This is a genomic window from Glutamicibacter sp. (assembly GCF_032154645.1).
In the GTDB taxonomy this organism is placed as follows: domain Bacteria; phylum Actinomycetota; class Actinomycetes; order Actinomycetales; family Micrococcaceae; genus Glutamicibacter.
On the sequence record NZ_JALDXV010000024.1, the window covers coordinates 18,290 to 41,765 of the forward strand.

Annotated in this window: 30 protein-coding genes, 4 tRNA genes and 1 pseudogene; 17 read left to right on the top strand and 18 right to left on the bottom strand. The window is 58.5% G+C overall.

The window, feature by feature from the left end; translation table 11 throughout:
• Positions 1 to 41: 41 nt before the first annotated feature.
• The 5 genes from RUH64_RS15195 to RUH64_RS15215 all read left to right on the top strand — a co-directional run bounded on the left by RUH64_RS15195 (position 42) and on the right by RUH64_RS15215 (position 3,010).
• On the top strand, positions 42 to 884 hold the full coding sequence (locus tag RUH64_RS15195; protein WP_396276067.1) for an HAD-IIA family hydrolase: 843 nt from the start codon (positions 42 to 44) through the stop codon (positions 882 to 884).
• Between the two features lie 162 nt (positions 885 to 1,046).
• Entirely contained in the window at positions 1,047 to 1,208 is a 162-nt protein-coding gene (locus RUH64_RS15200) for a hypothetical protein (RefSeq protein ID WP_313814512.1), read from the top strand.
• Positions 1,209 to 1,252: 44 nt separating this feature from the next.
• On the top strand, positions 1,253 to 1,492 hold the full coding sequence (locus RUH64_RS15205) for a hypothetical protein (RefSeq protein ID WP_313814514.1): 240 nt from the start codon (positions 1,253 to 1,255) through the stop codon (positions 1,490 to 1,492).
• A gap of 4 nt (positions 1,493 to 1,496) precedes the next feature.
• Positions 1,497 to 2,288 carry an ABC transporter ATP-binding protein gene (locus tag RUH64_RS15210; RefSeq protein ID WP_313814515.1) on the top strand — a complete coding sequence of 264 codons (792 nt, stop codon included), beginning with the start codon at positions 1,497 to 1,499 and terminating at the stop codon, positions 2,286 to 2,288.
• Positions 2,285 to 3,010, top strand: coding sequence for an ABC transporter permease (locus RUH64_RS15215; protein WP_313814517.1), 726 nt, complete (start codon positions 2,285 to 2,287; stop codon positions 3,008 to 3,010). Before RUH64_RS15210 ends, RUH64_RS15215 begins: the two co-directional genes overlap by 4 nt.
• 18 nt (positions 3,011 to 3,028) lie before the next feature.
• Here RUH64_RS15215 and RUH64_RS15220 read toward each other — a convergent pair whose 3' ends face one another.
• Both RUH64_RS15220 and pyrE read right to left on the bottom strand, forming a co-directional pair.
• Positions 3,029 to 3,241 carry an AsnC family protein gene (locus RUH64_RS15220; protein WP_313814519.1) on the bottom strand — a complete coding sequence of 71 codons (213 nt, stop codon included), beginning with the start codon at positions 3,239 to 3,241 and terminating at the stop codon, positions 3,029 to 3,031.
• A gap of 144 nt (positions 3,242 to 3,385) precedes the next feature.
• Entirely contained in the window at positions 3,386 to 3,943 is a 558-nt protein-coding gene (gene pyrE, locus RUH64_RS15225) for an orotate phosphoribosyltransferase (RefSeq protein ID WP_313814521.1), read from the bottom strand.
• Positions 3,944 to 3,982: 39 nt separating this feature from the next.
• Here pyrE and RUH64_RS15230 point away from each other — a divergent pair, with 39 nt between their 5' ends.
• The 4 genes and pseudogenes from RUH64_RS15230 to RUH64_RS15245 form a co-directional block, all read left to right on the top strand.
• Complete coding sequence (locus tag RUH64_RS15230) at positions 3,983 to 4,420, top strand: MarR family transcriptional regulator (protein ID WP_313814522.1); 438 nt, start codon at positions 3,983 to 3,985, stop codon at positions 4,418 to 4,420.
• 92 nt (positions 4,421 to 4,512) lie between these two features.
• On the top strand, positions 4,513 to 5,337 hold the full coding sequence (gene nadE / locus RUH64_RS15235) for an ammonia-dependent NAD(+) synthetase (RefSeq protein ID WP_313814524.1): 825 nt from the start codon (positions 4,513 to 4,515) through the stop codon (positions 5,335 to 5,337).
• Positions 5,325 to 5,474, top strand: a complete 150-nt coding sequence (locus RUH64_RS15240; protein WP_313814525.1) for a hypothetical protein — start codon at positions 5,325 to 5,327, stop codon at positions 5,472 to 5,474. Before nadE ends, RUH64_RS15240 begins: the two co-directional genes overlap by 13 nt.
• A 21-nt stretch (positions 5,475 to 5,495) precedes the next feature.
• Positions 5,496 to 5,906 (top strand): annotated as a pseudogene (locus tag RUH64_RS15245) (isochorismatase family protein); the annotation flags it as partial.
• 36 nt (positions 5,907 to 5,942) lie between these two features.
• On the opposite strand, the gene RUH64_RS15250 reads toward RUH64_RS15245, so the two are convergent.
• Genes RUH64_RS15250 through RUH64_RS15260 form a run of 3 tightly spaced genes read right to left on the bottom strand, consistent with a single transcriptional unit; the run spans position 5,943 to position 6,870 of the window.
• The gene (locus RUH64_RS15250; protein ID WP_313814527.1) at positions 5,943 to 6,242 is read right to left on the bottom strand and encodes a transcriptional regulator; all 300 of its coding nucleotides are present in this window, start codon (positions 6,240 to 6,242) and stop codon (positions 5,943 to 5,945) included.
• Positions 6,239 to 6,679, bottom strand: a complete 441-nt coding sequence (locus RUH64_RS15255; protein WP_313814528.1) for a hypothetical protein — start codon at positions 6,677 to 6,679, stop codon at positions 6,239 to 6,241. Before RUH64_RS15255 ends, RUH64_RS15250 begins: the two co-directional genes overlap by 4 nt.
• Positions 6,676 to 6,870: a hypothetical protein gene (locus RUH64_RS15260; RefSeq protein ID WP_313814529.1), complete on the bottom strand. Its 195-nt coding sequence runs from the start codon at positions 6,868 to 6,870 to the stop codon at positions 6,676 to 6,678. Before RUH64_RS15260 ends, RUH64_RS15255 begins: the two co-directional genes overlap by 4 nt.
• A gap of 213 nt (positions 6,871 to 7,083) precedes the next feature.
• Between RUH64_RS15260 and RUH64_RS15265 the strand changes: the two genes are divergently transcribed.
• Positions 7,084 to 7,587, top strand: a complete 504-nt coding sequence (locus tag RUH64_RS15265; RefSeq protein ID WP_313814530.1) for a MarR family transcriptional regulator — start codon at positions 7,084 to 7,086, stop codon at positions 7,585 to 7,587.
• Here RUH64_RS15265 and mmsB read toward each other — a convergent pair.
• Together mmsB and RUH64_RS15275 are read right to left on the bottom strand one after the other, a co-directional pair.
• Positions 7,582 to 8,478: a 3-hydroxyisobutyrate dehydrogenase gene (gene mmsB, locus RUH64_RS15270; RefSeq protein WP_313814531.1), complete on the bottom strand. Its 897-nt coding sequence runs from the start codon at positions 8,476 to 8,478 to the stop codon at positions 7,582 to 7,584. The two genes, RUH64_RS15265 and mmsB, sit on opposite strands and share 6 nt — an antisense overlap.
• Positions 8,475 to 9,527 (bottom strand): 3-hydroxyisobutyryl-CoA hydrolase, encoded by a 1,053-nt coding sequence (locus tag RUH64_RS15275; RefSeq protein ID WP_313814532.1) that lies wholly within the window; start codon positions 9,525 to 9,527, stop codon positions 8,475 to 8,477. The genes mmsB and RUH64_RS15275 overlap by 4 nt, the downstream gene beginning before the upstream one ends.
• A gap of 104 nt (positions 9,528 to 9,631) precedes the next feature.
• Here RUH64_RS15275 and RUH64_RS15280 point away from each other — a divergent pair, with 104 nt between their 5' ends.
• Both RUH64_RS15280 and RUH64_RS15285 read left to right on the top strand, forming a co-directional pair.
• Positions 9,632 to 10,432 carry an exodeoxyribonuclease III gene (locus RUH64_RS15280; protein WP_313814533.1) on the top strand — a complete coding sequence of 267 codons (801 nt, stop codon included), beginning with the start codon at positions 9,632 to 9,634 and terminating at the stop codon, positions 10,430 to 10,432.
• A gap of 9 nt (positions 10,433 to 10,441) precedes the next feature.
• Positions 10,442 to 11,290 (top strand): hypothetical protein, encoded by an 849-nt coding sequence (locus RUH64_RS15285; RefSeq protein ID WP_313814535.1) that lies wholly within the window; start codon positions 10,442 to 10,444, stop codon positions 11,288 to 11,290.
• 80 nt (positions 11,291 to 11,370) lie between these two features.
• On the opposite strand, the gene RUH64_RS15290 is transcribed toward RUH64_RS15285, so the two are convergent.
• From RUH64_RS15290 to RUH64_RS15305, 4 genes are all read right to left on the bottom strand, one after another.
• Positions 11,371 to 11,447 (bottom strand) — tRNA-Asp (locus RUH64_RS15290).
• A 61-nt stretch (positions 11,448 to 11,508) separates the two neighbouring features.
• A tRNA-Phe gene (locus RUH64_RS15295) sits at positions 11,509 to 11,581 on the bottom strand.
• 49 nt (positions 11,582 to 11,630) lie between these two features.
• Positions 11,631 to 11,704 (bottom strand) — tRNA-Asp (locus RUH64_RS15300).
• A gap of 56 nt (positions 11,705 to 11,760) precedes the next feature.
• A tRNA-Glu gene (locus RUH64_RS15305) sits at positions 11,761 to 11,833 on the bottom strand.
• A 135-nt stretch (positions 11,834 to 11,968) separates the two neighbouring features.
• Between RUH64_RS15305 and RUH64_RS15310 the strand changes: the two genes are divergently transcribed.
• The gene (locus tag RUH64_RS15310) at positions 11,969 to 12,340 is read left to right on the top strand and encodes a metallopeptidase family protein (protein WP_313814536.1); all 372 of its coding nucleotides are present in this window, start codon (positions 11,969 to 11,971) and stop codon (positions 12,338 to 12,340) included.
• 573 nt (positions 12,341 to 12,913) lie between these two features.
• Positions 12,914 to 14,593 carry an NlpC/P60 family protein gene (locus RUH64_RS15315; protein WP_313814538.1) on the top strand — a complete coding sequence of 560 codons (1,680 nt, stop codon included), beginning with the start codon at positions 12,914 to 12,916 and terminating at the stop codon, positions 14,591 to 14,593.
• A 125-nt stretch (positions 14,594 to 14,718) separates the two neighbouring features.
• On the opposite strand, the gene RUH64_RS15320 is transcribed toward RUH64_RS15315, so the two are convergent.
• Complete coding sequence (locus RUH64_RS15320) at positions 14,719 to 15,699, bottom strand: universal stress protein (RefSeq protein ID WP_313814539.1); 981 nt, start codon at positions 15,697 to 15,699, stop codon at positions 14,719 to 14,721.
• Positions 15,700 to 15,868: 169 nt separating this feature from the next.
• Between RUH64_RS15320 and RUH64_RS15325 the strand changes: the two genes are divergently transcribed.
• Together RUH64_RS15325 and RUH64_RS15330 are read left to right on the top strand one after the other, a co-directional pair.
• Positions 15,869 to 17,320: an NCS2 family permease gene (locus RUH64_RS15325; RefSeq protein ID WP_313814540.1), complete on the top strand. Its 1,452-nt coding sequence runs from the start codon at positions 15,869 to 15,871 to the stop codon at positions 17,318 to 17,320.
• Between the two features lie 69 nt (positions 17,321 to 17,389).
• The gene (locus tag RUH64_RS15330) at positions 17,390 to 17,899 is read left to right on the top strand and encodes a DUF2087 domain-containing protein (protein WP_313814542.1); all 510 of its coding nucleotides are present in this window, start codon (positions 17,390 to 17,392) and stop codon (positions 17,897 to 17,899) included.
• Here RUH64_RS15330 and RUH64_RS15335 read toward each other — a convergent pair.
• Both RUH64_RS15335 and RUH64_RS15340 read right to left on the bottom strand, forming a co-directional pair.
• Complete coding sequence (locus tag RUH64_RS15335; protein ID WP_313814543.1) at positions 17,896 to 18,723, bottom strand: fused MFS/spermidine synthase; 828 nt, start codon at positions 18,721 to 18,723, stop codon at positions 17,896 to 17,898. The two genes, RUH64_RS15330 and RUH64_RS15335, sit on opposite strands and share 4 nt — an antisense overlap.
• Positions 18,716 to 19,231, bottom strand: coding sequence for a GNAT family N-acetyltransferase (locus tag RUH64_RS15340; RefSeq protein WP_313814544.1), 516 nt, complete (start codon positions 19,229 to 19,231; stop codon positions 18,716 to 18,718). The genes RUH64_RS15335 and RUH64_RS15340 overlap by 8 nt, the downstream gene beginning before the upstream one ends.
• A 138-nt stretch (positions 19,232 to 19,369) precedes the next feature.
• Here RUH64_RS15340 and RUH64_RS15345 point away from each other — a divergent pair, with 138 nt between their 5' ends.
• Positions 19,370 to 19,756, top strand: coding sequence for a hypothetical protein (locus RUH64_RS15345; protein WP_313814545.1), 387 nt, complete (start codon positions 19,370 to 19,372; stop codon positions 19,754 to 19,756).
• On the opposite strand, the gene RUH64_RS15350 is transcribed toward RUH64_RS15345, so the two are convergent.
• From RUH64_RS15350 to RUH64_RS15365, 4 genes are all read right to left on the bottom strand, one after another.
• Entirely contained in the window at positions 19,757 to 20,446 is a 690-nt protein-coding gene (locus RUH64_RS15350) for an O-methyltransferase (RefSeq protein ID WP_313814546.1), read from the bottom strand.
• A gap of 319 nt (positions 20,447 to 20,765) precedes the next feature.
• Positions 20,766 to 21,596 carry an oxidoreductase gene (locus tag RUH64_RS15355; RefSeq protein ID WP_313814547.1) on the bottom strand — a complete coding sequence of 277 codons (831 nt, stop codon included), beginning with the start codon at positions 21,594 to 21,596 and terminating at the stop codon, positions 20,766 to 20,768.
• A 112-nt stretch (positions 21,597 to 21,708) separates the two neighbouring features.
• On the bottom strand, positions 21,709 to 22,296 hold the full coding sequence (locus RUH64_RS15360; protein ID WP_396276068.1) for an NAD(P)-dependent oxidoreductase: 588 nt from the start codon (positions 22,294 to 22,296) through the stop codon (positions 21,709 to 21,711).
• A gap of 209 nt (positions 22,297 to 22,505) precedes the next feature.
• Positions 22,506 to 23,429 (bottom strand): NADP-dependent oxidoreductase, encoded by a 924-nt coding sequence (locus RUH64_RS15365; protein WP_313814551.1) that lies wholly within the window; start codon positions 23,427 to 23,429, stop codon positions 22,506 to 22,508.
• Between the last annotated feature and the right edge of the window lie 47 nt (positions 23,430 to 23,476).

Consider the following 23,476-nt stretch of genomic DNA (forward strand, 5'->3'; position numbering starts at 1 on the left):
TAGTCGTCCGCCACCTACCGCCTACAAAGGACTGACACCTAGTGACCCTCGCAAACCGAGCTGCACGTACCGTTCACGACATCAAATGCTGGCTTACGGACATGGACGGCGTACTTGTCCATGAGAACCATGCAATCAAGGGCGCCTCAGAGTTGCTCAAGTACTGGCGGGATAACAATCTGCGCTTTTTGGTGTTGACCAATAATTCCATCTACACCCCACGCGATCTGCGAGCGCGGCTTTTAGCTTCGGGGCTGGACGTTCCTGAAGAAAACATTTGGACGTCGGCCATGGCGACCGCGGAGTTCTTGGCACGCCAGCGCCCGGGAGGTCGTACGTTTGTCATTGGCGAAGCAGGCCTGACCACGGCACTGCACGATGCCGGTTTCATCATGACCGACCAGAATCCCGACTACGTGGTCCTGGGCGAGACCCGGACATACTCATTCGAAGCAATTACGAAGGCCATCCGACTGATCGAAGCCGGCGCCAAGTTTATTGCAACAAACCCCGATGCAACCGGCCCTTCCACCGAGGGGATCATGCCTGCCACCGGTGCCATCGCAGCCCTGATCACCCGGGCAACGAATCGCGAACCGTACGTAGTTGGAAAGCCGAACCCTATGATGTTCCGTTCGGCCCTGAACCGCATCGATGCCCACTCTGAAACCACTGCAATGATCGGCGACCGCATGGATACCGACATCATCGCAGGCATGGAAGCTGGCCTGCTGACCGCCCTGGTTTATTCGGGCATCACCTCGCCAGACGATATGGGCACCTTCCCATTCCGTCCTGACCTTAAGTACCCCTCGGTGGTCAGCCTTCATGCGGAGTTGGTCAAGGGCAAGGAAGACTCCTCCCCGAAGAGCAATTCAAAGTAGTTGTCCCTATAAGCGATAGCAGCAAATGCTGCTATCGCTTCTAACTTTTGTGGGCCTTGCCGAATATCCAGGAGGAAATTGCAACGACACGTGCAAGTCATCTAGCTGGCACTTCCATTTCAGCCGATGGATAATCTCATGAATTGAACAAAGGATTGTGAAATGCAACTGTGGCACTTGGTTATTGGAATCGTAGTGATTCTGCTGGTGGCGCTAGTTGCGCTCGTCATTCTTGCCGTCCGGCGATTCATCGAAGGTTACAAGGGCGCGTCAGCCGCCGAGCCCCCATTCGAGCAGAATGAGCAGTTGGAAAGCACCGAGTAGCCTGCCCTCTTGAACTGGTAGGGAATCAGCGGATACTAGGTGGCATGGGAAAGGCGCAATCTCCGCGGCGCGTGTGGAAGTTCGTTCTGATCGCTGTGGGGCTGTATTTGGGACTGACGTTGCTCATCGCGGTGAACTACGGCCTGAATTCCTGCCTTGGCCCGGGGGCCGATTTGCATTGCTCCATGAGCAACACCGTGGTGTGGGGAGATCATAGAGTCTTCGGTTTCATCCTATTGGCCTATTTGGTGTTGGTAGTCGGTCTCTGGGTGAAACGGCGCTGAAACCATGAGCGAAATGTTACCGTGCATCGAAGTTCAGCAATTGAACGTCAAACGAGGAAAGTCGCTGGTCATCCATGACATCGACTTCAACCTCATGCCCGGCCGGATTATCGGGCTGCTCGGGCCCAGTGGCAGCGGCAAAAGCACGCTACTGCGCAGCATTGTCGGCAACCAAATCACCAGCAGCGGCTCGGTGTCGGTCCTCGGCATGCCAGCCGGTGATAAATCGCTGCGACGCCATGTGGGATACATGACGCAGGCCGCCAGCGTCTACGACGACCTAACGGTTCTGCAAAATATCTCCTACTTCGCAAAAATCATGGGCCAGCCAAAGAGCGAAATTACCCGTGTCGTCGAAGCCACCGATTTGGGCGCGCAATCCAATCAGCTGGTGATGGATCTTTCAGGGGGTCAGCGAAACCGCGTTTCCCTCGCCATAGCGTTACTCGGCTCCCCCAAGATTGTGATCCTCGACGAACCGACAGTGGGGCTCGACCCTGTATTGCGTTCAGAGCTCTGGCATTTATTCGCCCAGCTTGCCCAGACTGGAATGTGTTTGGTGATCTCCAGCCATGTCATGGACGAAGCCATGCGCTGTGATGAAATCCTGCTGCTGCGCGAAGGGAAACTCCTAGCCCAGATCACGCCCCAACATTTACTCGAGCAGACCGGATCGAGCGATCCCGAAGAGGCCTTCCTGCGGCTAATTGCAGTAGACAGCCAAGGCCCTGGAATTCAAGACCAAGGCTCTTCACACGGGCGGCACCGCGCGGGCGCGAAGGGAGAACAGCAATGAACTCGGCCTTTGCGACTACCGGACGCGTGCTGTTGCAGATTCGCCACGATCCACGAACCATCGGGTTGATGTTGGTGGTTCCAAGCATGCTGATCGGGCTCATGGCCTGGATTTATACCGACACGCCAATTTTTGCGCAGATCGGCCCGGCCATGATCGCGCTCTTCCCCTTCGTAGTGATGTTCTTGGTAACCAGCATCGCTACGCTGCGCGAACGACGCAGCGGAACGTTGGAGCGGTTGTTGAGCATGCCGCTAACCAAGGGCGGATTCATTCTTGGCTATGCAATGGCATTTACGCTCATTGCCATTGTTCAGACATCTATCGCCGTGTCATTTGCCGTCTGGGTTTGCGGCTTGGAAATTTCCGGCAACATGTGGCTGCTATTCATTGTCGCTGCCTTAGACGCCCTGCTCGGCACCAGCCTCGGGCTCATGGCCAGCGCCTTTGCCCGGACCGAATTCCAAGTCATCCAGTTCATGCCGCTGCTGATCTTTCCGCAGTTCCTCCTCGCCGGAATTATCCTTCCCCGCGACCAACTTCCCGAGGTGTTGGAAGCCATTGGCAACTGGCTTCCCCTGTCCCACGCCATTGATGCACTGGTTGCAATTTCAGCCGGCACCGAGGACTCCTCAACAGTAGCCAGCCTGTTTATCATCATTGCGTGGATCGCTGTTGCCTTGGTCATTGGGTCGTTGACGCTTCGCCGCAGAACTCCGTGAAAGCCTTGCCCGCAATGGCTATTGGCGACCGTATTTTTTGTGCGCCGCCTGCTTGGAAATTTCCAGCGCCGTGGCAATTGCCTGCCATGAATAGCCTTGACTTCTAGCGGCGCGAACCTGTGCAGATTGTTCACGCGCCAACTCTTTATGCGCGGCCGCCAATCGGTATAACTGCGCGATCGGGCCACCTGAATCTTGTGCATCCACCGCAGTTCTCAGTGAGTCATCCATAAGGTCAACGTTAGTTGACGCCCAATAAAGCGTCAATGAAAGTTGACGTTATTTCTCTCTAGGCAAATAACGGCGGGGCCCGGAGAATCCAGTGGTTCTCCAGGCCCCGCCGTGAGCAGACTTTCTAGCTTGCTGGGTGCAAATTTACAATCCCAGTTCGTCCTTGCCGTAGGCAAACAGGTAGGGAACGCCAGCCTCGGCCTCGATGCGCTCCTTGGCGCCGGTGTCGCGGTCGACGATCACTGCAACTGCAATGACGTTGCCGCCTGCCTTGCGCACGCCCTCGACAGCGGTCAACGCGGAGCCGCCGGTGGTGGAGGTATCTTCCAGCACGATGACGTTGCGGCCTTCAACGCTTGGGCCCTCGACCTGTCGACCCATGCCATAGGACTTCTGCGCCTTGCGGACCACAAATGCGTCGATCGCACGGTTGTTGGCGCGTGCGGTGTGCATGATGGCGGTGCCCACTGGGTCTGCACCCATGGTCAGGCCGCCGACGTTGGTGAATTCAAGCTGTGCCTCGTCCAGCAGGTCAAGCATGACCTCGCCAACCAGGCCCGAAGCTTCCTGCTGCAGGGTCACTCGACGAAGGTCGATGTAGTAGTCGGCTTCCTTGCCGGAAGACAGGATGACCTTGCCACGGACAATGGCAAGTTCCTGGATCAGTTCTTTAAGTCGCGCGCGGGCGCCGGTTTCGCTCATACCCTCGATTCTAGTCGGCATCATGGCTAGGCTGTTCCCATGAACGCTACACGCCCCCTGGGTTACTGGTTGAAATTGGTGGATTCGCTGATTGACGAGCAGTTTGCTGCGACCTTGGAAGAACACGGTGTGACGCGTCGCCAGTGGCAGGTGCTCAATCTTTTGGAGCAGCAGCCTGCTACCGAGGCGGAGCTGAACGCCGATCTTTCCCCCTTCTTTGCGTCGCCGGACGAGCCCGATTCGGTCGCCGAACACCTGAGCGAATTGGTGGAGTCCGGTTGGATTGCGCAGTCCGACGGCGAATATTCCATCACGGACCGCGGGCATCTGTCGCTGCTGAAACTCAGCGAACTGGTGGAACGCATCCGCACCCAATCCGGTCAGGACCTCGACGGTTCGGAATACGACGCTGTTGTCGCCACCTTGGAGAAGATGGCCCGCAACCTAGGCTGGAATCCAGACGACAACGACGACTAGGCGCCGCGGCGAATGTTGAGAACAGATTAACATTCGCCATCCGGCAGTCCTCAGCGTCCTTGGCTGCGCCAGCCTATGCCTAGGATTGGTACATGCGAGAACTGCAAGCAGCGATCATCCAAGAGCTCGGCGTCAAGCCGGCCATCGACCCGGCCGAAGAGATCCGCACCCGCGTGGATTTCCTCAAGGACTATCTGGCCGCCACCGGCGCCAAGGGCTTTGTCCTTGGCATTTCCGGCGGCATCGACTCGACGCTGGCAGGCCGCCTTGCCCAGCTCGCCGTGCAGGAGATCCGCCAGGACGGCGGCGAGGCAAGTTTCATCGCCGTGCGCCTGCCTCATGGAGTCCAGCACGATGCTGCGGATGCCCAAGCGGCAATGGAGTTCATCGCGGCAGACACCGAATACGAGGTGAACATCTCCAAACCGGTAGCGGGACTCGACGAGGCGCTGGCCGACGCCGGCCACGTGCCGATGAGCGATTTCACTCGCGGCAACGCCAAGGCGCGCATGCGCATGGTGGTGCAATATGCCATCGCCGGGGACCGCCGCATGCTGGTGATCGGCACCGACCACGCAGCGGAATCTGTCACCGGTTTCTTTACCAAGTTCGGCGACGGCGGGGCCGACCTGCTGCCGCTGGCAGGCTTGAACAAGCGCCAGAACCAGGCGCTGCTGCGCGAGCTGAAAGCACCAGAACTGCTTTGGGCCAAGGCACCCACCGCCGACCTGCTCGACGGCCAGCCGCAGCGCACCGACGAAGACGAACTGGGGCTGAGCTACCAGCAGATCGACGACTACCTCGAGGGCAGGGACATCGAAGAGGCGGCCGCCGAATCGATCGAGCGCCGCTTCCTCGCTTCACGCCATAAGCGCACCGTACCCGCCACGTATCTGGATTCCTGGTGGCGCAGCTGATCCTCGAGCACGCCGCGCTGCTGGTCATCGACCTGCAGCGCGGGATCTTGAAGGACTGCCACGATGTAGGCGGCATCGTTGAACGTACTTCCCAGCTGGTGAGTCAGGCCCGTGCCTCGGGTCTTTCGGTGCTCTGAGTACAGGACCACGGCGACTTTCCTGTCGGCACTGTCGACTGGCACTTGGCCGACGGCTTGGCCGCTGTCCACGGTGAACCTGTAATACACAAGACCTATCGCGACTCGTTCGCCGGAACCGACCTACAGCAGATCCTGCATGGCCTCGACGTTCGCCACTTTCTGGTAGCCGGAGCTCAAAGCGACTACTGCATCCGCACCACAACACAGGCCGCCGCCGTGCACGGTTACGATGTCACGTTGATCTCCGACTGCCATACGACCACCAACGCGATGCACGACGGAGTACAGATCTCCGCCGAACAGATAATTGCGCATACCAATATGTATTTCAAGGGGCTGCGCTTTCCGGGCCAGAAGTTTGGAATCGCACCAGCCGGGCAGGTCGCTGCGCAGCTATCCCACCATGCACAATCACTGATCAAGCCTTAACTATCGACACCTCGCGTCACGTGAGGACTTGTTGCACTAGGAGATTCCGGTAATTTCCTTCAACGCCTGAACGTGCCCGGCGAACGACTGCCGTCCCTGCTTGCTGAGCTTGGCCCAGGTTCGAGGTCGCTTGCCGACGTATCCCTTGCGGATTTGGACGTAGCCGGCCGCTTCCAGGGCGCTGAGCTGGCGCGAGAGGACCGAGTCGGAGATCTCCAGCGCCTCCCTCAATGACTTGAAGTCGGCTTCGTCGACGGATTGCAACGCACCCATCAGCGAAAGCCGCACCGGGTTGGCAAAGTCATCGTTAAGACGCTGTCGTGCATGGGCCTTCATGCGCGCACCATCTTGATTCCGGTCACGACCAGCGGGGACGCTACGAGGATGAAAATTAAGAGCAAGACCGGCAGCGCTGACAGCTCAAGCGGCAGCAGTGCAATTGAAATTGCATACAGTGCCATGCTGATGCCGAAGGCAACGCCATAGCGCCTCGAATACCCACCCGGCAGGGTGCGGTAGAGCTTACGGTAGGCCAGCGATGCGCCGACAATCACCAGCACGTAAAGCCCCATGATGATGGCGAAGCCTATTGGTCGCTCATCGGGACGGTTCAGCTGCAGAATCGCCGCGATCGCTCCCAGTGCCAAACCGACGACGATGCTGTACCAGCCCAGAAGTGTTGATCCGTAGCCAATGGCACGGTCCATGTCAGCCTGAGCCCGGCTCAGCGCCTCAAGCTGCTGCTCGGGTGTCAGCGGCTGGTCCGGATTCATGACGCCTGCACCCGCTTACGATGCTGCGCAATGAGGCTGGTGAACGTCATAGCCACCGCCATAAAGATGCTCATGCCCACGAAGAGCAGGAAATTCTGGCCACTGAAGTAGGAGAAAAGCGCAAGCCCAAAGAAGGCAAGGCCCGCAGCGATGATTGCCGCGACGCACCACGCAGTGAATGACATTTTCATGACCCAGCTCCTTGCTCGCCCGCTCTGCTGTTCAACTGCTTCAAATGTAACAAGTAGTTTCCATTTTGGCAAGTACTTTCTTTGCGTCAGATTCAGCCTTTCGATGAGCGCAATATCAGCCAACCAGACAGCCGCAACAAGAGACGCAGAACTCTTCCAAACATTAGGATGTCCAAGTATATTGTTGCTCTAGGTCGGCACTTAGGAGCGCATATGCCTTCTCCGTTACCCCGTGATCCCATTGCTCAAGCACGAGATCAATGGATTTCCCACGGCTGGGCCGCAGAAGCGGACTCCATGGCGGCCATCACCGCGCTCATGCGCTCTGCATCGATATTTCTCCAACGCGCCGACGCGATCTTGAAACCGCACGGACTGACCTTCGCACGGTTCGAAGTCCTGGCATTGCTTGGATTTTCGAAGCGCGGCTCACTGCCCATGAACCAGGCAAGTCGCCTCTTGCAGGTCCATGCCACAAGCCTGACGAATTCCGTCGATCGACTCGAAGCCACGGGAATGGTGCGACGCGTTCAACACCCCACCGATGGCCGCACCCGGCTGCTGGAGCTCACCACCAAGGGCAAGGGTGTGCTGATCGATGCGCGGCAGGATTTGAATGTACAACTGTTTTCAAACAGTGGAATGCCGGAAGCGGATGCAAAGGACCTGTCCCAGATCCTTTCCCGCTTCCGGCATTCACAGGGAGACTTCTTATAGATCCCCGCCCCTGATGGCGTTGATGATGCCCGAGAAGTCGACGCCCGCATTCCCCTCGTCGCTGAACTTTCGATATAGCGTCGCGGCGAGGGCACCTAGGTGCGCGTCGGTGTCGGTGTGCTGCAACGCGTTGGTGGCCAGCCCCAAATCCTTGGCCATGAGTGCGGCGGCGAATCCGGGCTGGTAATCGCGATTGGCGGGGGACGCTGGCACCGGGCCGGGGACTGGGCAATTGGTCGTCACCGACCAGCACTGGCCCGAAGCGGTGGAAATGACGTCGAACAGCGCCTGATGCTCCAACCCTAGCCGTTCTCCGAGGACGAAGGCCTCGGCGGCGCCAATCATGGAAATGCCCAACAGCATGTTGTTGCAGATCTTCGCCGCCTGACCCGAGCCATGGCCGCCGCAGTGCACGATGCGCTTTCCCATATGCTCCAGCACGCCGGTAATCTCTTCCAAATCTTCCGGCTCGGCACCGAGCATAAAGGTCAGGGTTCCAGCCTCGGCTCCCACCACCCCTCCGGACACCGGGGCGTCGGCACTGCGATGACCCGCCGCCAGCGCCAGGGCCGCCGCCTCGCGCGCCTGGGCAACATCGATGGTCGAACATTCAAGAAACAGGGTATTGGGCGCCGCCGACTCCAATAGATAGTCTCGGTAGGCGTCTAAAACATGCTGCCCCGAGGGGAACATCGTAAGGACGATGTCTACGCCGGTGGCCGCCTGCGCGCCGGTGGCCACGGTTTCTATGCCTGCATCGCCCGCAGCCTGAACTGCGGCGGGGACAACATCAAACCCCTTGAGGGTGTACCCGGCCCGATGCAGATTGATTGCCATGGGCAGGCCCATATGGCCAAGTCCCAGAAATCCGATGGTTGGCAGCTTGCTCATCGTCCACTCTTTTCACGCATGCCCTGCTCCAACAGGGCAAAATTCAGTTCGGCTCCCGGCAATTCTTCGAAATGCCTTGCGGTACGCTGCTCGGGGGTCATTCCCTCCACCAGCTCAATCCACTGCGGCATGCGGTCTTTGTCGATGACCGCAGCCCTGATCCCCTCGGCAAAATCCGGGTCGTCAAGCCGGTGCACGGCTGCTCGAAACTCCCTGATCAGGTCCTCTCGCAGGTCGCGGCCGGCCGAACGCATGAGTTCCCCGACGAGCCTCACGGAACTGGGGCACGCGGCGAGCAGCGCCTGATGCGCGGCCTTTGCCTGTGGGTTGTCGAATCGGCCCAGCGCATCGAGGATGGCAGGAGTGCTGGATTCGGCGAATGCCTGAACCCATTCTTCGTGTAGGTATCCGCGCTCGGGGATGCTCGACCAGCGTGAAATTGCCATGTCCGCCGGGAGCGTTTCAAGGTCCAAGAGCAAGTTGTCCAGATCGACGGCCGGAACGAAGGTATCGGCCAAGCCCAACGCGATGGTGTCGGCGGCACCGAATTTCATTCCGGTGAGCGCCGCCAACCGCCCCGCGGCCCGAGGCGCATGTGAGAGAAGATGCGTCCCTCCTACATCGGGAAAGAAGCCGATCCCAACCTCGGGCATTCCGCAGCGGCTGTTTTCGGTGACGATGCGGTGGCTGCCATGCGCCGAAATGCCAATTCCTCCACCGAGCACGATGCCGTCCATGAACGCCAGGTACGGTTTGGGATATTCATCGATCAACACGTTGAGCTGATACTCAATACGCCAGAATTGCTCCGATGAACCGTCGCGCTCAAGGATGTCGCGATAGATCGCAACAATATCTCCCCCGGCGCACAGGGCACGGTCTCCTGCGCCGACGACGGCAACCTGGGCAATTTGTGGGTTGTCGCGCCATGTTAGCAACGCGTCGAGGATGACCCGACACATGTTGGTGTTCAATGCATTGAGCGATTCAGGCCGGTTGAGGGTAATCAACCCCAAATGCCCACGGCGTTCCGTCAGGACCTCTGCCAAGAGATCATCCTCCTAGTGATCGGGGTCACCTTCAGTCAAGAATATACTCGGACTTCCAACTAAATTGAAGTGGCTCAATCGGCCATTCTTGATAGGTTGAAGAGGTGAAGATTGCGACTTGGAATGTAAACTCGCTGCGCGCCCGAGCCGACCGTGTTGAGGACTGGCTGCGCCGCGCCGACGTGGATGTCCTGGCTATCCAGGAAACGAAGTGTAAGGACGAAAACTTCCCGTGGGAGTTGTTTGAGAACAACGACTATGAAGTGGCGCATTTTGGCGTCAATCAGTGGAATGGTGTTGCCATTGCCTCGCGCGTTGGTTTAGAGAACGTCGAACGAACCTTCCCTGGCCAGCCGGAGTTCGGCAAGGGCGGGAAAAATCCCATCCAGGAGCCGCGCGCCATCGCTGCAACCTGCGGCGGCGTTCGCATTTGGAGCCTGTATGTTCCCAACGGCCGCGCACTGGACGACGAGCATATGGGCTACAAGTTGAATTGGCTCGACATCCTCAAGCAGGATGCCAACGGCTGGCTACAGGAGAACCCGGAGTCCCAGATCGCGCTGATGGGCGATTGGAACATTGCGCCAAAGGATGAGGACGTCTGGGACATCGATTTCTTCATTGAGAACCAGATGACTCACGTCTCGGCCCCTGAACGCGCGGCGTTCTCCGCCTTCGAAGCATTGGGCTTCACCGACGTGGTCCGCCCGCATACCGATGGCCAGTTCACCTACTGGGACTACACCCAGCTGCGCTTCCCCAAGAACGAAGGCATGCGCATCGACTTTGCCCTGACATCCCCCGCTCTCACTGCTCGCGTCGTCGGCGCCAGCATTGATCGCGAAGAGCGAAAAGGCAAGGGAGCCAGTGACCACACACCTGTTATTGTCGAGCTAGCCGATTAGAGTGTGAGCATGAAGATGACTGGGCCCCTGGAAGAGCTCACCGCAGCGACAGCTCACCTGCGCGTTTACGAACCGCTGAGCTCCTTCAGCGACTGGGCCCAGTCAATCATCCTGAACTCACCGCGCCTAAGCTCGGGCCAGTGCGACCGGCTGGAAAATCAGCAGCTCTGGGAACGCACCCTGCGCGACGTTTCAGACCCATTCCCCCACGCCGACGACGAATTCTTCCGTTCGGTGAAAATGGTGGACTATCAGGGTACCGAATACACTAGGTACTGCCCCGGACAGATTCAGGCCCGCAGCCTGCTTGCCGCCGAACAGGCCGAAGAGGCCATGCGAGCGGAAGTCTTCGATCTCTTAGTGCCGCCTGCCGCGCGCCGCGCCAATGGACAGCGCATGGATACCGACAGGCTCGCCGCCGACCTCACCCACCTTCACACCAGGACCTCCACCTGGGGTATTCCACTGAGCTGGTTTGCACTCTTCCGCGATGACGACGAGGCAGAAATCGTTTACGCAGAGGAGCGCCTGAAAACCGTTCGCCTCTACGTTCCTTTTGAGCAGGCGATCGATCGCCTCGCCTGGGCAGTGCAGGCCATGGCAGCCCACGCGCCCGCAGCCCCGATATTCGAGGAACTCGGCACATTGGGCGGATGGCTGGAATCCTTTGATCCGCAGTCGGTGATCGAGTTAGATTATGGGCTTTTGGCCGAGATCGTCTGGCCTGACGACTCGGTTAATGACCTCATGCACGGAATTCAGGCCTTAGAGGATTCCGACATGACTTCAGCGGCCGCGGCCTACCGCCGATTGAGCAACCGCTGGATCGGTCCTCGTCAGCTAGGGCGCGCTAACTAATTTTCATCCCATCACTCAGCGGCGTCAGGGCTCAGAAAATAAAAATTCCCTAGAAGCTTAGCTTCTAGGGAATTTCTCTGTGGCGACCCTGACGGGACTTGAACCCGCGACCTCCGCCGTGACAGGGCGGCGCGCTAACCAACTGCGCTACAGGGCCTGGTGTTTTGAGATATTCTCAATTCACACAGTAAAACCCCCGGGTAAACCGAGGGCCTGCGTGGCTCCGACCGGCGTCGATCCGGTGACCTTTCGATTTTCAGTCGAACGCTCTACCAACTGAGCTACAGAGCCTGGCGCCATAAGAAATGGACACCTAATTTACTATTGCTAGCAAACTGAGCGACCCTGACGGGACTTGAACCCGCGACCTCCGCCGTGACAGGGCGGCGCGCTAACCAACTGCGCTACAGGGCCTTGCTTTCGCAAGCCAATGGATTTCTCCATCTGACAACCAATAAATTGGTTGTTTGTACCCCCAACGGGATTCGAACCCGTGCCGCTGCCGTGAAAGGGCAGTGTCCTAGGCCGCTAGACGATGGGGGCCTATGTTCCTTAGCGGTTTCTTGCTTCTCCGCTGCGGACTCCAATAACTATACGGAGGTTTTTGAGTTTTGCAAAATCGAGATCCACCCCGTCTCAAACCAACCAAAACCACCCCCGGGGCCATAGGCTGAAATCATGGATTTACAGATCTCGGACGACGAGTTTGAAGCACTCGTCCAGCAGGCAATCGATGCCATTCCCGAGCACATTTTCAACATGATGGACAATGTCATTTTCTTCATTGAAGATGATTTCGAACCACTGCCTGGAGAGCCGGAAAACCACGAGATATTAGGGCTTTACGAAGGTGTTGCCCTGACTGAACGAGACCTGGATTGGGCCGCCGGCTCCCTCCCCGACCGGATCACCATATTCAAAAACCCGACGCTTAGAGCCTGCAATTCGCGTGAAGAAATCGTCCGAGAAGTTGGCATCACGGTCATGCATGAAGTGGCCCATCACTTCGGAATTGACGATGCCAAATTGGACGAACTCGGGTGGGGTTGAGCAAAAAATACCAAAAACTTTCCTTGAGACGTGCATCACAAATTAGAGGAATTTTTAATCACCGGGTCAAAAGATAATGACTGAGGTCACAGTCGGATAGTCAGCCAATCCACCGATTTTGTTGACCCGCTCCCTGCAATCAGCAATTCGAATGCGGAAGCTTCCAGAAACGACACCAAATTCCTGCACCCAGAAACGCAAAGCAGCTTCGTTTTAGGGGGTTCATTTAAGAGGTCAAAATTCTCGTGCAGCTCAAGGCCGTATCGAACTGTTATCGAACCGTCACCGAACGTGACTTCGCTCGGCGATTCCAAGCATTCAGAAAAATTTTTCAACAACACCTAATAACTGGCTTTAGCGCCCATTCTGGCGCGTTATCCCACATCACCAAGAATTCCGAGCTCGGAATTACATGTATGTAATTTGTGTGACTGGTGTGACCACTGTTGCCAACGATGTCTTAATTGCCCTAGTGTGCTATTTGGAGCTTATCCAAATCGTGACCAAACGATTCGAAGTCATCACGGTTTGAATATCATCCAACGTCATCTCTTGGACTTAGTGAGGAACGAAATGGCTTATCGCCACACGCTCGGTGTTGCAGCAAGCACTTTGGCCCTGGCAGTCTCCTGCCTAGCAGGTGCCGCATCCGCCTCAGCAGCAACCCCTACCTCGGTACCTTCTGCTATCTCCGTAGCAAGCGAGCGCTCTTCTGATTTGCCTTCCGCCGCAGAAATTGCCGCGGCGAAAAAGGATAAGGATGCAACCAATGCGATGATTGCACGCATTGAAGCTTCGCTTGCTTCTAGCCGCACCGAATTGGTTCAGGCTGAAACTACGGCAGCCGAAGCCCAAGAGTCCCTGCTGAGTGCTGGCGAAGAGCGCGATCTGCGTACCGCCGAGGCAGAGCAGGCGGTCAAGCAGCTGGAATACGCCAAGCAGTACCTCGACCAGAGCCAAGCTGATCTCGGCGCCATCGCATCGGATATCTACCGCAACGGCGCCGGCAATTCGACATTGGGTGTTCTGCTCAACAGCAATGACTCCAACGATCTCTTCTACAAGGCAGCAACCATTGACACCCTGAGCCAGCAGCAGGTTCAGTCGGTGAACTCGGCTACCGAAGCCAAGGCATTGGTTTCCGCTTGGCAGTCCTACGCTGATGCCGCGCAGACCGCAGCCCAGGAAGCCACGGCAAACTTCGACAAGGCTGCAACCACCGCGAATACCACCCTCGCTTCCTACCAGGACTCGGTGAAGCCAGAGCAAGATCTCCGCGATGAGCTCATTGGCAACCTTGCAAAGCTGAAGGACCAGGACGAGGCAAAGGTTCGCACTGAAGTCCAGAAGCAGGAAGACGCGCAGCAGGAAGCGAAGCTTCAAGAGACCATCAGCGCAAGCGCCGCCACCGCTGTTGAACCTAGTGAATCGGCTGCGGAAATCAAGCCTCTCTCGGTCGAGAAGCCGCAGGAGCTCGAAGTTGATGAATCGACTGCAAAGCCGACCGTCAAGCCAAAGACCGAGGCCAACTCCGTCGATAACCCCGCATCGGCCGCACCTGATTATGCCGAAGTAGAGTCGAAGGAAACTGAGGCCCCTAAGGACACCGAAGCTCCGAAGGAGGCCGAGAAGCCAAAGGAATCCGAGGCTCCAAAGGAAACTCAGGCCCCTAAGGAAACCCCAAAGCCAAAGAAGACCGAAGCTCCAAAGGAAACCCAGAAGCCGAAGAAGACCGAGGCCCCAAAGCCAAAGAAGACCGAAGCTCCAAAGGAAACCCAGAAGCCGAAGAAGACCGAGGCCCCAAAGCCAAAGAAGACTGAAGCTCCAAAGAAGACTCAGGCTCCGAAGGAAGAAGCCGAGATTGCTCCACAGAGCAGCCGAAGCTACGGTGCAGCCATTTCGTGGGCGCTGAAGACTGCCGACGACCCTAGCAAGTACTACGTCTACGGCGGCAACGGTCCAAATGCATTTGACTGCTCCAGCTTCACGCAGCGCGCATTCGGCCAGTCGGGCATCAGCCTCCCACGTACCTCAACCCAGCAGTTCTTCTCGGCTCCGCAGTACGTATCGCTGAACGAACTGCGTCCCGGCGATCTGGTCTTCTCCAGCTCCAACGGCGGTTCCTCGTTCTACCACGTTGCAATTTACATCGGCAATGGCCAGGTAGTGCATGCCCGCAACCCAAGCGTCGGCATCTCCACCACGCCTTTGAGCTGGGTCAACAACATCTACCCAAAGGCTGCACGCTACTAAGCTGCAAAACCTATGGCCCGCCTTGGCGGGCCATAGGTTTTTAAGATCGCTCACCGCCATGCCGGCGGCGGGGCTTCTGTACAAGTGAAGGACCGGACCAGTTCAACTGGTCCGGCCCTTCGCCCTTACTGCTCCTGTGCCCGCGTATCGAAGTTCTTTCGATCAGCTAGGCGTGGATCGTCCGAGTCGGGAACAACCATCACCGGGCCCTTGGAGTGGTGCAGCACGCCCTGGGAGGTGGAGCCGAGCAGCATCCCGGCGAATCCGCCGCGGCCGCGCGATCCTGTCACGGTAAGCACTGCGTGCTCAGATTCACGGATCAGCACCTCAACCGGCGGGCCGCTGACAACGTCGGTTTCCAGCTTCAAATTCGGGTAGTGCGAGGTCAGCCAGGCGACGCCGACGCTCATCTGGTAGCGGACGTCCTCCAGCACTGCTTCCTGGTCCACCGTGGCAGGCATCCACGCCAACGCCGCTCCCACCGGAGCCACCGCGCAGATCAGCCGCAGCGTCAACCCGCTGGCAACCGCGGCATCGGCCGCGGCAAGCACTGCCGCACGAGCTCGATCGGAACCGTCGACGCCAACGACGATCGCCTTGCGGTCGGCCGCTGCGGCGGCCTCCGCGTCACCCTCCTGCTCCTTGGCCATGGACAGCGGCACAACCACCGTCGGGCACTTTGCGTGGGCCGGCAGTGCCGAGGACACCGAGCCGAGCAGGCGGCCGACGAAGCCGCCGCGGCCGCGGGTACCCACGACTACTAGGTCCGCATCCTTGCTGAGGTCCAACAGGACGCCCGATGGATCGCCAGATTCGATATAGGTGCGGATCGTCGCCTTGCTGCCCTCAAGATCTGCACGGGCTTGACGGACGATGTCCTCTGCCCCGCCGCGGATCAAATCATCATCCAAGGTCGAGTATCCTGCATCCATAGACGAGGCCGCGAAGACGGGAATGGTGTAGGCCGAGACGATATTCAGCACGCTTCCGCGACGCACCGCTTCACGCTCGGCCCAGCGCAGTGCACACTTGCTCTGCTGGGATCCATCAACGCCAACGACAATACCTTCAATTTTTTCAGCTGCGACTGGTGCTTCGCCACTCATCTGACTCGCTCCTCAACTATTTTCGGTTATTTTCGGGGCGTGATCCCCCTTACACCCAATGTACTCGTTGGCGCGCCGGTATGTGAGTTGGGTCTAAAGATTTCACGCAGAGCCTACTCAGGGCAAAGATCTATATGAGAATGAGCGCAAAAGCACCTAGAATTTTTCTATGCCCTCCTCCACTAAAAGCGCGCCACCGATTAGTATGCGCGAACGCATTGACCGCTACTTTATGATCTCGGAGCGACGCTCCACTTTCTCCACCGAACTGCGCGGCGGCATCGCCACGTTCTTCGCCATGAGCTACATCGTGGTTCTGAATCCACTGGTGCTTTCCGGTGCCGACGCTTCCGGTGGCGAGCTGGGCATCCAGCGCGTTGCAGCGGTGACGGCGTTGGTCTCCGGCATCTTGACCATCATCATGGGCATCTGGGCTCGCAGCCCCTTTGCCATGGCCACGGGCCTTGGTGTGAATGCCTTCGTGGCCATCACCGTTGCCACGAACCCGGAACTCACCTGGGCCGACGTCATGGGACTGGTGGTCATCGCCGGCATCGTGATGTTCATCTTGGTGCTCACGGGCTTTAGAACAGCCGTGTTCAACGCGGTGCCGGCCGGACTGAAAACCGCCATCGTTGTGGGCATCGGCATGTTCATCGCGCTGATCGGTCTGGTCAACGCGGGATTCGTACAGCGCATCCCGGATGCGGCCCACACCACCGTTCCCGTGGGTCTGGGCTTCGACGGCCGACTGATGGGCTGGCCGATTCTGGTCTTCGTCATCGGCCTGCTGCTGACCATGGCACTGGTGGTCCGCAAGGTCAAGGGTGCAATCCTCATCGGCATCGTCGTCTCCGCCATCGTTGCGAACATCTTCGAGGCTGTTTTCCACGTCAGCGAGTCTCAGGCCAACGGCTGGTCGCTGGTGGTTCCTTCGATGCCAAGCTGGCACCTGCCCGACCTGTCGTTGATCGGCGACGTCAACCTGTTCGGCGCCTTCGCCAAGCTCGGCCCTACGGCTGCTTCGCTGTTGGCCTTCGTAATCCTGCTGTCGATCTTCTTCGACGCCATGGGCACCATGGTGGGCCTGGCTGCCGAGGCTGACCTGGTCGATGAGAACGACCAGATCCCCAACGTTGACAAGGTCCTGCTGGTGGATGCCGCGGGCGCCATCGTTGGCGGCGGTACCTCGAGCTCCTCCGCTCAAATCTTCGTTGAATCCGGCGCAGGCATCGGCGAAGGCGCCCGCACCGGCCTGGCTTCGGTGTTCACCGGCCTGCTGATGATCGTTGCGATGTTCCTCAGCCCGCTGATCTACCTCGTTCCTTTCGAGGCGGTGGCTCCTGCGCTGGTGGTCGTCGGTTTCATGATGATCACCCAGATCACCAAGATCGACTGGAACGACTGGGGTGTGGCACTGCCTGCATTCTTGACCTTCACCCTGATGCCGTTCACCTACTCGATCGCGAACGGCATCGGCGCTGGCTTCATCTCCTATGTCTTCATCCGCGCCACCCAGGGCCGTGCGAAGGAAGTCCACCCGCTGATGTGGGTTGTGGCAGCTGCCTTCGTCCTGTTCTTCGGCATCGGTCTGATCGAGGACTGGACCGGCGTCGCCTAAGCACGCTTCAACCTGCTCAAAGCGGCCTGCACCCCTGGGTGCGGGCTGCTTTGTGTATAGCATGGGATCATGTCTGAACAGCACAGCGCAGGAACGTGGATCCAAGTCGCAGCGGGTTTGAAGAACCCGCAGATGCGGCGCGTATTGGGGCAGGTGCTGGCCGGCGGCACCGCTGAAATCGATGCCAGAGCCAAACAAACCGCCAAGGCGCTGCAGCGCTGGGCCGACATTGGGCTGCTGGCCCAAAACGAGGCTGGAACTTGGCAGGTCAACGAGCAGCTGCTGAGCGATACCCTATCAGCGGCGGGCGAAGCAAAGGCCGACCGCAGCGGAATCCTGCGCTTCTTCGACGGCCCTCAACTGCACACGCTGCCGTCCAAGCCGGCCGACCGGCGCGAGGTGCTGCTGTACGTGCGCAATGCCGTCATCGCCCCGGGGCAGACACTGCGCGAGGATCAGCTCAATGAACGCATAATCGTGTTCCATCCGGATACTGCGCTGATCCGCCGCTATTTGGTGGACCATGGACTGCTGCTCAGGACGGCCGACGGCTCAAGCTACCAGTTGGGTTCAGATTAGTCGACGATCGGTGCTGCGTCGCCGGCAAAGCGGGCGACGGCCGCACCTGAAACCAGCTGCGCTGGCAGCGGTGCCGTGCGCAGGCTCCGTTCAAAGGCCGGGCCGAGTGCCAGCGGTTCGTCGCTGGCAAGGAAGACGATGTTGCCATAGCGCCGCCCCTTGAGCATGGGTGGATCGGCGATCAGGGCTACATGCTCGAACACCGACAGCAGCGTGGCCGCCTCGGCCTTGGCGCCGGCCAGGTCCGCGGTGTCCCCGCAGTTCATGACGTAGACGCCGCCGGCATCCAGCACTCGCTGCGCCTGCCGCGCATAGTCGACGGTGGTTAGCTGGCGCGGCGTAGTGCTGCCGGCGAACACGTCGCGGATGACGACGTCACGGCTGTCATCGCTCAGCGTCGGAAGCACCTGGCCCGCGTCCCCAACACGCAAACGGACCAGCGGTGCGCGGGGTACCTCGAAGTTGGTGCGCACCAGCTCGGCGAGCTTTGCATCCAGCTCCACCACTACCTGACGCGCATTTTCATATGTCGCGGCCACCCACCGTGCCATGGAGCATCCGCCGCCGCCTAGGTGCAGCACACGCAGCTTGCGCGCCCGGCCATCGAAATCTTCGGCCGGGAAGCCAATGGCGAAGATGGGTTCCATCCAGCGCATATATTCGAAGTCAAGGTACGTGGGGTCGTCTAGGTCAACGTGTGAGGAAGGCACGCCGTTGACCTTGAGGATATAACGGTTCGCTCCATAGGGATCGGCTTCTATCTCGGCAGTACCGGTATCAATCGGATAGCTTCCCACCAGCGAAGTTTTGGTGTCTTTAGCCATTGCGGCGCACCATCCGCAGCTCGGTCAGGCCCCGCCAGGAACCGGTGAGTTCTTCACTGGTTCCATCGAATTCGAAACCGTGCTTGCGATAGAACGCAATGGCCCGGTCGTTGCCTTCAAGCACCCACAACAAAGCAGGGCGCTGGCCAAGCACCACATCCAATAAATGCCCTCCAAGACCGCTGCCATAGTGGTCTTCGAGGATGTACAGCATGCCCAGTTCGATGTCGACGCCCGCGTCTTGGTCTTCATCAATGCTCGGCGTCCCACCGGCAAGGCCGATAATCTCGCCAGAGGTGTTCTCGGCGATGATGAACTGGGCGCCGGAGGCCAGTCCCCGTTCCCACCACGCAACTTGCGCTTCCAGCTGCTGTTCGTGGAAGAGGAAGAAGTCCTCGTCTCGGAAGTTCTTATAGGCTTGTCGCCACGCTTCCAGTTTCATTTCGAGGGCCGGGCGTACATCCTCGAGGCTCGCCACGCGGATCCGATAGTCGTTCAATTCAGGCACTTAACTAGCCTACGGCAGGGCGGTAACTGGCACCGCCAACGCCCCACCCCTCCTACTAAAGTACGATTGCGGCCTTACCCGTTCTTTGAAAAAATAAATCAATTACCTGCAAAAGACTGAGTGAAAGGAAGCTTCGGGTTGCTTCGAAACCAAATCTTTGCGAGCCTCACAGCTTCCGTCATCGCTGGTCTCACCATCGTCGTCAGTCTGTCTCCAAGCTTCTGGGTGATCCTGCTCGGCAGCCTATTGTTGGTCATCGGATTCAGCGTGCTGGCCAAACTTGACCGCGCGTGGGGTCCAACCGATTCCGGGACCTACCACTATGTCTTTCCGATGGTCCTCGGTCCAACCATCGGTGGTTTGCTACGCGGCGGCGACTATGCCGGTTGGTTGGGAATCCCAGTTGGACTCTTATGCGGAGCCGCGGCCTACTTGCTCATCATAAAATCCCCTCCCTTCGCTGACGGTGAGTCAGACCCGGGAGAGGATTTACTTGAAAGTTCGCACAGAACTTCCCACTACTAATTACAGGACTCTAGCTAGGGCGAAGCCATCCCACCCCTTTGAGCCGACGGTTTGCAGCGCGGTTGCCGAAACCTGTTGCGAATCGCGCAGCCAGAGCAGCGCTTCCTGAGTCCCTCGGATATCTGCTTCCTGCAGCCCATGCTGCGACGGATCGTCAAGAATTTTTCCTGCCCGAATGACGTTGTCCACGACTAACACAGTCCCCGGCCTGGAAAGCTTTAATGCGCGTTGCAGATAAGCCACGTTGTTGCGTTTATCTGCGTCGATAAAGATCAGGTCGAAGGGCTTTGTCCGAGAATCAACGAGTGCATCGAGGGTTCCCACCGCCTCCCCCAACCGGATTTCGACACGGCTTGAGAGGCCTGCCCGCTGCAGGTTCTCCCTCGCCACCGATGCGTGCAGCGGCTCAACTTCACAGCTGACGACGTGTCCGTTCGCGCCCACTCCTCGAGCGAGCCAACTGGTGGAGTAGCCGCCAAGTGTTCCAACTTCCAGAACGCTGCTGGCGCCGCTGATTTCTACCAGCAACTGCAGAAACTTTCCCTGTGCGGTGCTGATTTCGATACGCGGCAATCCCGCATTGTGTGCGTGTTCACGACCGGCCTCCAGCTCAGGTACTTCCAAACCGAGAGCTGAGTTCAGGTAGGCGTCGACTGCCGGACTTTCATGGTCTGCCAAATGATGGATCATGATTCCTGATTCTCCTCACTATTCTCGATAGCCTGCTGTTGCCATTTAGCTCCTCCCACCAGCGTTGGCACCGGTTTCAGTCATGGCAAAGTTCTGGTTTAAAGAGAAACGAGAATCGGATTAGGACACGGCCGGAACCGCTCCTCCTTCGCCCCTCGTTTCCGATGGACACAGGTTATCCAATTTCAGATTACGTCCGTTCTCTGAACAAAGGCAGTGAGTTTTTCTCGACAGCCTTATGTTTCAGCTCCCGGCAATTTCGTGATGACGTCGTCCCAATCCAATCAACGCAGCAGCACGAATCATCGCACCGCTGGAACTAGATTCTTGTCGCTTGAGAAATGAGCCGGTCAAAGAGGCGATTGGGGAGGATTTTGCTCAAGGCGATCATTGGGGCGGAACCGATTCCCACCGCATAGCGGGTACGAGGTTTGTCGGCGCTGGCCGCCTTGACGATGGTTCGCGCAACGACCTCCGGTTCCGAGGCCAACCTATAGCCAGGCTTGGAACTGGCATCCAGAGTGGACGCCATGCCAGCGGCAAGCTTGCTGTATGGACCATCGCCAGATGTCTGCCTCAGATGCTTGGCTGCGATAGTCCCCCATTCGCTGCGAATGCCACCCGGCTCTATCAGAACTACGTCGATACCGAACTGCCTGAGTTCCAATCGCATTGCGTCGCTGAGTCCTTCCACGGCGTACTTGCTGGCGTGGTACCAGGAGCCCAGTGGAGTCGAGAATCTGCCTCCCATTGAACTGATGTTGATAATGGTTCCCGTCCCCTGCCTGCGCATATGAGGCAGCACTAGCTGCGTCATCCGGGCCAGGCCCAGAACATTAACGTCGAGCTGCGATTGAGCTTCGCTCAGTGGCACTTCTTCCAAGGCGCCATAGGATCCATACCCCGCATTGTTGACCAACACATCGATGCGCCCCTGTTCATCCAAAATTGTCGCGACAACATCCCGAGCCGACTCTTGATCGGTGACATCTAGTTCAAGGGTCCTAATTCCCGAATGCGAAAGTGCTTCCATTCTCTCTACGCGTCGGGCCGCTGCGTAGACGGTGAATCCAGCTTCCTTGAGCTGCTTCGCTGCGATTTCGCCGATGCCCGAGGATCCTCCGGTAACGAGTGCAACCTTTGCTTCCATGATTTTTCCCACCTCCTTGACGATGGTTCGCTGCCTATCAGCAGGATGCTTCGCTGTGTAGTGCGGCGAGCTCAATTTTGCTCGGATTTTGGCACGGCAATTGAGCTAGCCGCTAATTGGCTACATAAACCTGCCGCCGGTCCACATCATCACGCTCGGCGAGGTCCAACAGCGCGTTGGCCATGTCAGGGGCGGTGATCTGCCATCCATTCTTCAGCGGACCTTCGGCGCTGAAGCGGTAGCCGTTTTTGGGAACCGCAGCGGTGATGCGGGGCGATCTCACCGAGGTCCACCGCACGCCGCTCTCCCAGAGCACGACGTCCATACGCCGCATGTCATCGTAGGTGGCGCCCAGAAATTTCTGCAGCAGCGGAAATACAACGCAGCGTTTCAACCAGCCCTTCGTTGACCACTGATCGACAACCTCCGAAGAAATCACGATAAGCCGGCTCACGTCGTGCTCGTTCATGCCCGCAATGAGATTTCGCGTTCCTTGGGAGTACAGGGTCGTAGGTTCCTTGGATGTTCCAATCCCGACGCAGCTGATGACCGAATCAACGCCGGAGAGCAGCGGGCTAATGGCTTCGAGGTTCAGAATGCTGGCGGTTTCGATGCGCAGGTCCTGGTGCTGGATGCTCAGCCCTTGCGTATTGCGGGCGACCGCAATCACCTCGTGGCCGCGCTCTAGTGCTTGTTCCACGACGAGACGCCCAACCATGCCAGTTGCGCCCGGTACCAAGATCCGCATTGTTCTCCTCGCTCCATGTCTCTATTCAGAATGCTAGCGGTGAACGTAACCTCATTGGGGTCAACGGCAGGAAGATCAGAATCTGCACAGATCAACCCCGAACCGCAACGGCGTGGGCTGCGCCAGAAAATAGTGCAGTCCACGCCGCCATCCGGGAAACGCTACTTGGAGATTCGCACGAGGACCTTGCCTCGAACGTGGCCTTCAGCCACCATGTCCTGGGCCTTGGCGATGTCGGCCAGTTCAAATTCTGCGGCGATCGGAACGCTGACTTTTCCAGAGTCGACGGCCTCGACAACCTGATCCAAGGCCCCTTCGAAGCCTGGTTCGGTTCCCAACACGAGGATGCCGCCGCCCTGCGCCACTGCCGGATCAACCAGGGTCACTACCTTGGATGCATCCCCGGTCAGGCGCTGCAACGCTTCGAATTTTCCCCCGGTGGACAGATCAAATGCGGCGGCGTAGGTTTCGCCGCCTGCCGCGGCGAGAGCCTCGGCCTCCCAGTCCCCCGCATAGTCGATCGCGGTTGCACCTAGGGAGGCCAGATACTCCTGGTTGCGCGCCGAGGCAGTGGCCACGACCTTCGCACCGTTTGCCAGCGCCAGCTGAGTCAGGAACGTACCAACTCCACCGGTAGCTCCGTCGACGAAGATCAGATCGCCATCGCCCACATTGGCCAGGCCCAGCGCACGCACCGCAGTGCTACCTCCTACGCCGATGGTGGAAGCCAGCTTCAATTCCAGAGATACCGGCACCTTGGTCAAGGCAGCCGCGTAAGTGCTGACATACTCTGCGGCGGAGCCGCCAGGCGCCATGCCCGCCACACGGTCTCCAACATTCAGGCCGTCCACGTACTCCCCCACGGCGTCAATGACGCCGGACAGATCCATTCCTGTGATGGCAGGCTGTTCAAGTTCTGCAGCCTCCCTCAGTACGCCCGAACGGTACTTGATATCCACCGGATTGACGCTCGTGTAGTCAACACGAACTCGGACCATGCCGGGCCCTGGCTCCGGCCATGGCTGGTCCACGATTTCGAGGACACTGCTGTCTCCGAACCGGCGATAGATGGCTGCCTGTGGCATAAATTCACACCTTTGACTTTCAGTGATTCTGGGATGAGCCAGATCTA

Coding starts and splice junctions, on each gene's coding strand:
- RUH64_RS15200 (WP_313814512.1), top strand. CDS start 1,047: ATGCAACTGTGGCACTTGGTTATTGGAATCGTAGTGATTCTGCTGGTG.
- RUH64_RS15205 (WP_313814514.1), top strand. CDS start 1,253: ATGGGAAAGGCGCAATCTCCGCGGCGCGTGTGGAAGTTCGTTCTGATC.
- RUH64_RS15210 (WP_313814515.1), top strand. CDS start 1,497: ATGAGCGAAATGTTACCGTGCATCGAAGTTCAGCAATTGAACGTCAAA.
- RUH64_RS15215 (WP_313814517.1), top strand. CDS start 2,285: ATGAACTCGGCCTTTGCGACTACCGGACGCGTGCTGTTGCAGATTCGC.
- RUH64_RS15220 (WP_313814519.1), bottom strand. CDS start 3,241: ATGGATGACTCACTGAGAACTGCGGTGGATGCACAAGATTCAGGTGGC.
- pyrE (WP_313814521.1), bottom strand. CDS start 3,943: ATGAGCGAAACCGGCGCCCGCGCGCGACTTAAAGAACTGATCCAGGAA.
- RUH64_RS15230 (WP_313814522.1), top strand. CDS start 3,983: ATGAACGCTACACGCCCCCTGGGTTACTGGTTGAAATTGGTGGATTCG.
- nadE (WP_313814524.1), top strand. CDS start 4,513: ATGCGAGAACTGCAAGCAGCGATCATCCAAGAGCTCGGCGTCAAGCCG.
- RUH64_RS15250 (WP_313814527.1), bottom strand. CDS start 6,242: ATGAAGGCCCATGCACGACAGCGTCTTAACGATGACTTTGCCAACCCG.
- RUH64_RS15255 (WP_313814528.1), bottom strand. CDS start 6,679: ATGAATCCGGACCAGCCGCTGACACCCGAGCAGCAGCTTGAGGCGCTG.
- RUH64_RS15260 (WP_313814529.1), bottom strand. CDS start 6,870: ATGAAAATGTCATTCACTGCGTGGTGCGTCGCGGCAATCATCGCTGCG.
- RUH64_RS15265 (WP_313814530.1), top strand. CDS start 7,084: ATGCCTTCTCCGTTACCCCGTGATCCCATTGCTCAAGCACGAGATCAA.
- mmsB (WP_313814531.1), bottom strand. CDS start 8,478: ATGAGCAAGCTGCCAACCATCGGATTTCTGGGACTTGGCCATATGGGC.
- RUH64_RS15285 (WP_313814535.1), top strand. CDS start 10,442: ATGAAGATGACTGGGCCCCTGGAAGAGCTCACCGCAGCGACAGCTCAC.
- RUH64_RS15310 (WP_313814536.1), top strand. CDS start 11,969: ATGGATTTACAGATCTCGGACGACGAGTTTGAAGCACTCGTCCAGCAG.
- RUH64_RS15315 (WP_313814538.1), top strand. CDS start 12,914: ATGGCTTATCGCCACACGCTCGGTGTTGCAGCAAGCACTTTGGCCCTG.
- RUH64_RS15320 (WP_313814539.1), bottom strand. CDS start 15,699: ATGAGTGGCGAAGCACCAGTCGCAGCTGAAAAAATTGAAGGTATTGTC.
- RUH64_RS15325 (WP_313814540.1), top strand. CDS start 15,869: ATGCCCTCCTCCACTAAAAGCGCGCCACCGATTAGTATGCGCGAACGC.
- RUH64_RS15330 (WP_313814542.1), top strand. CDS start 17,390: ATGTCTGAACAGCACAGCGCAGGAACGTGGATCCAAGTCGCAGCGGGT.
- RUH64_RS15335 (WP_313814543.1), bottom strand. CDS start 18,723: ATGGCTAAAGACACCAAAACTTCGCTGGTGGGAAGCTATCCGATTGAT.
- RUH64_RS15350 (WP_313814546.1), bottom strand. CDS start 20,446: ATGATCCATCATTTGGCAGACCATGAAAGTCCGGCAGTCGACGCCTAC.
- RUH64_RS15355 (WP_313814547.1), bottom strand. CDS start 21,596: ATGGAAGCAAAGGTTGCACTCGTTACCGGAGGATCCTCGGGCATCGGC.
- RUH64_RS15365 (WP_313814551.1), bottom strand. CDS start 23,429: ATGCCACAGGCAGCCATCTATCGCCGGTTCGGAGACAGCAGTGTCCTC.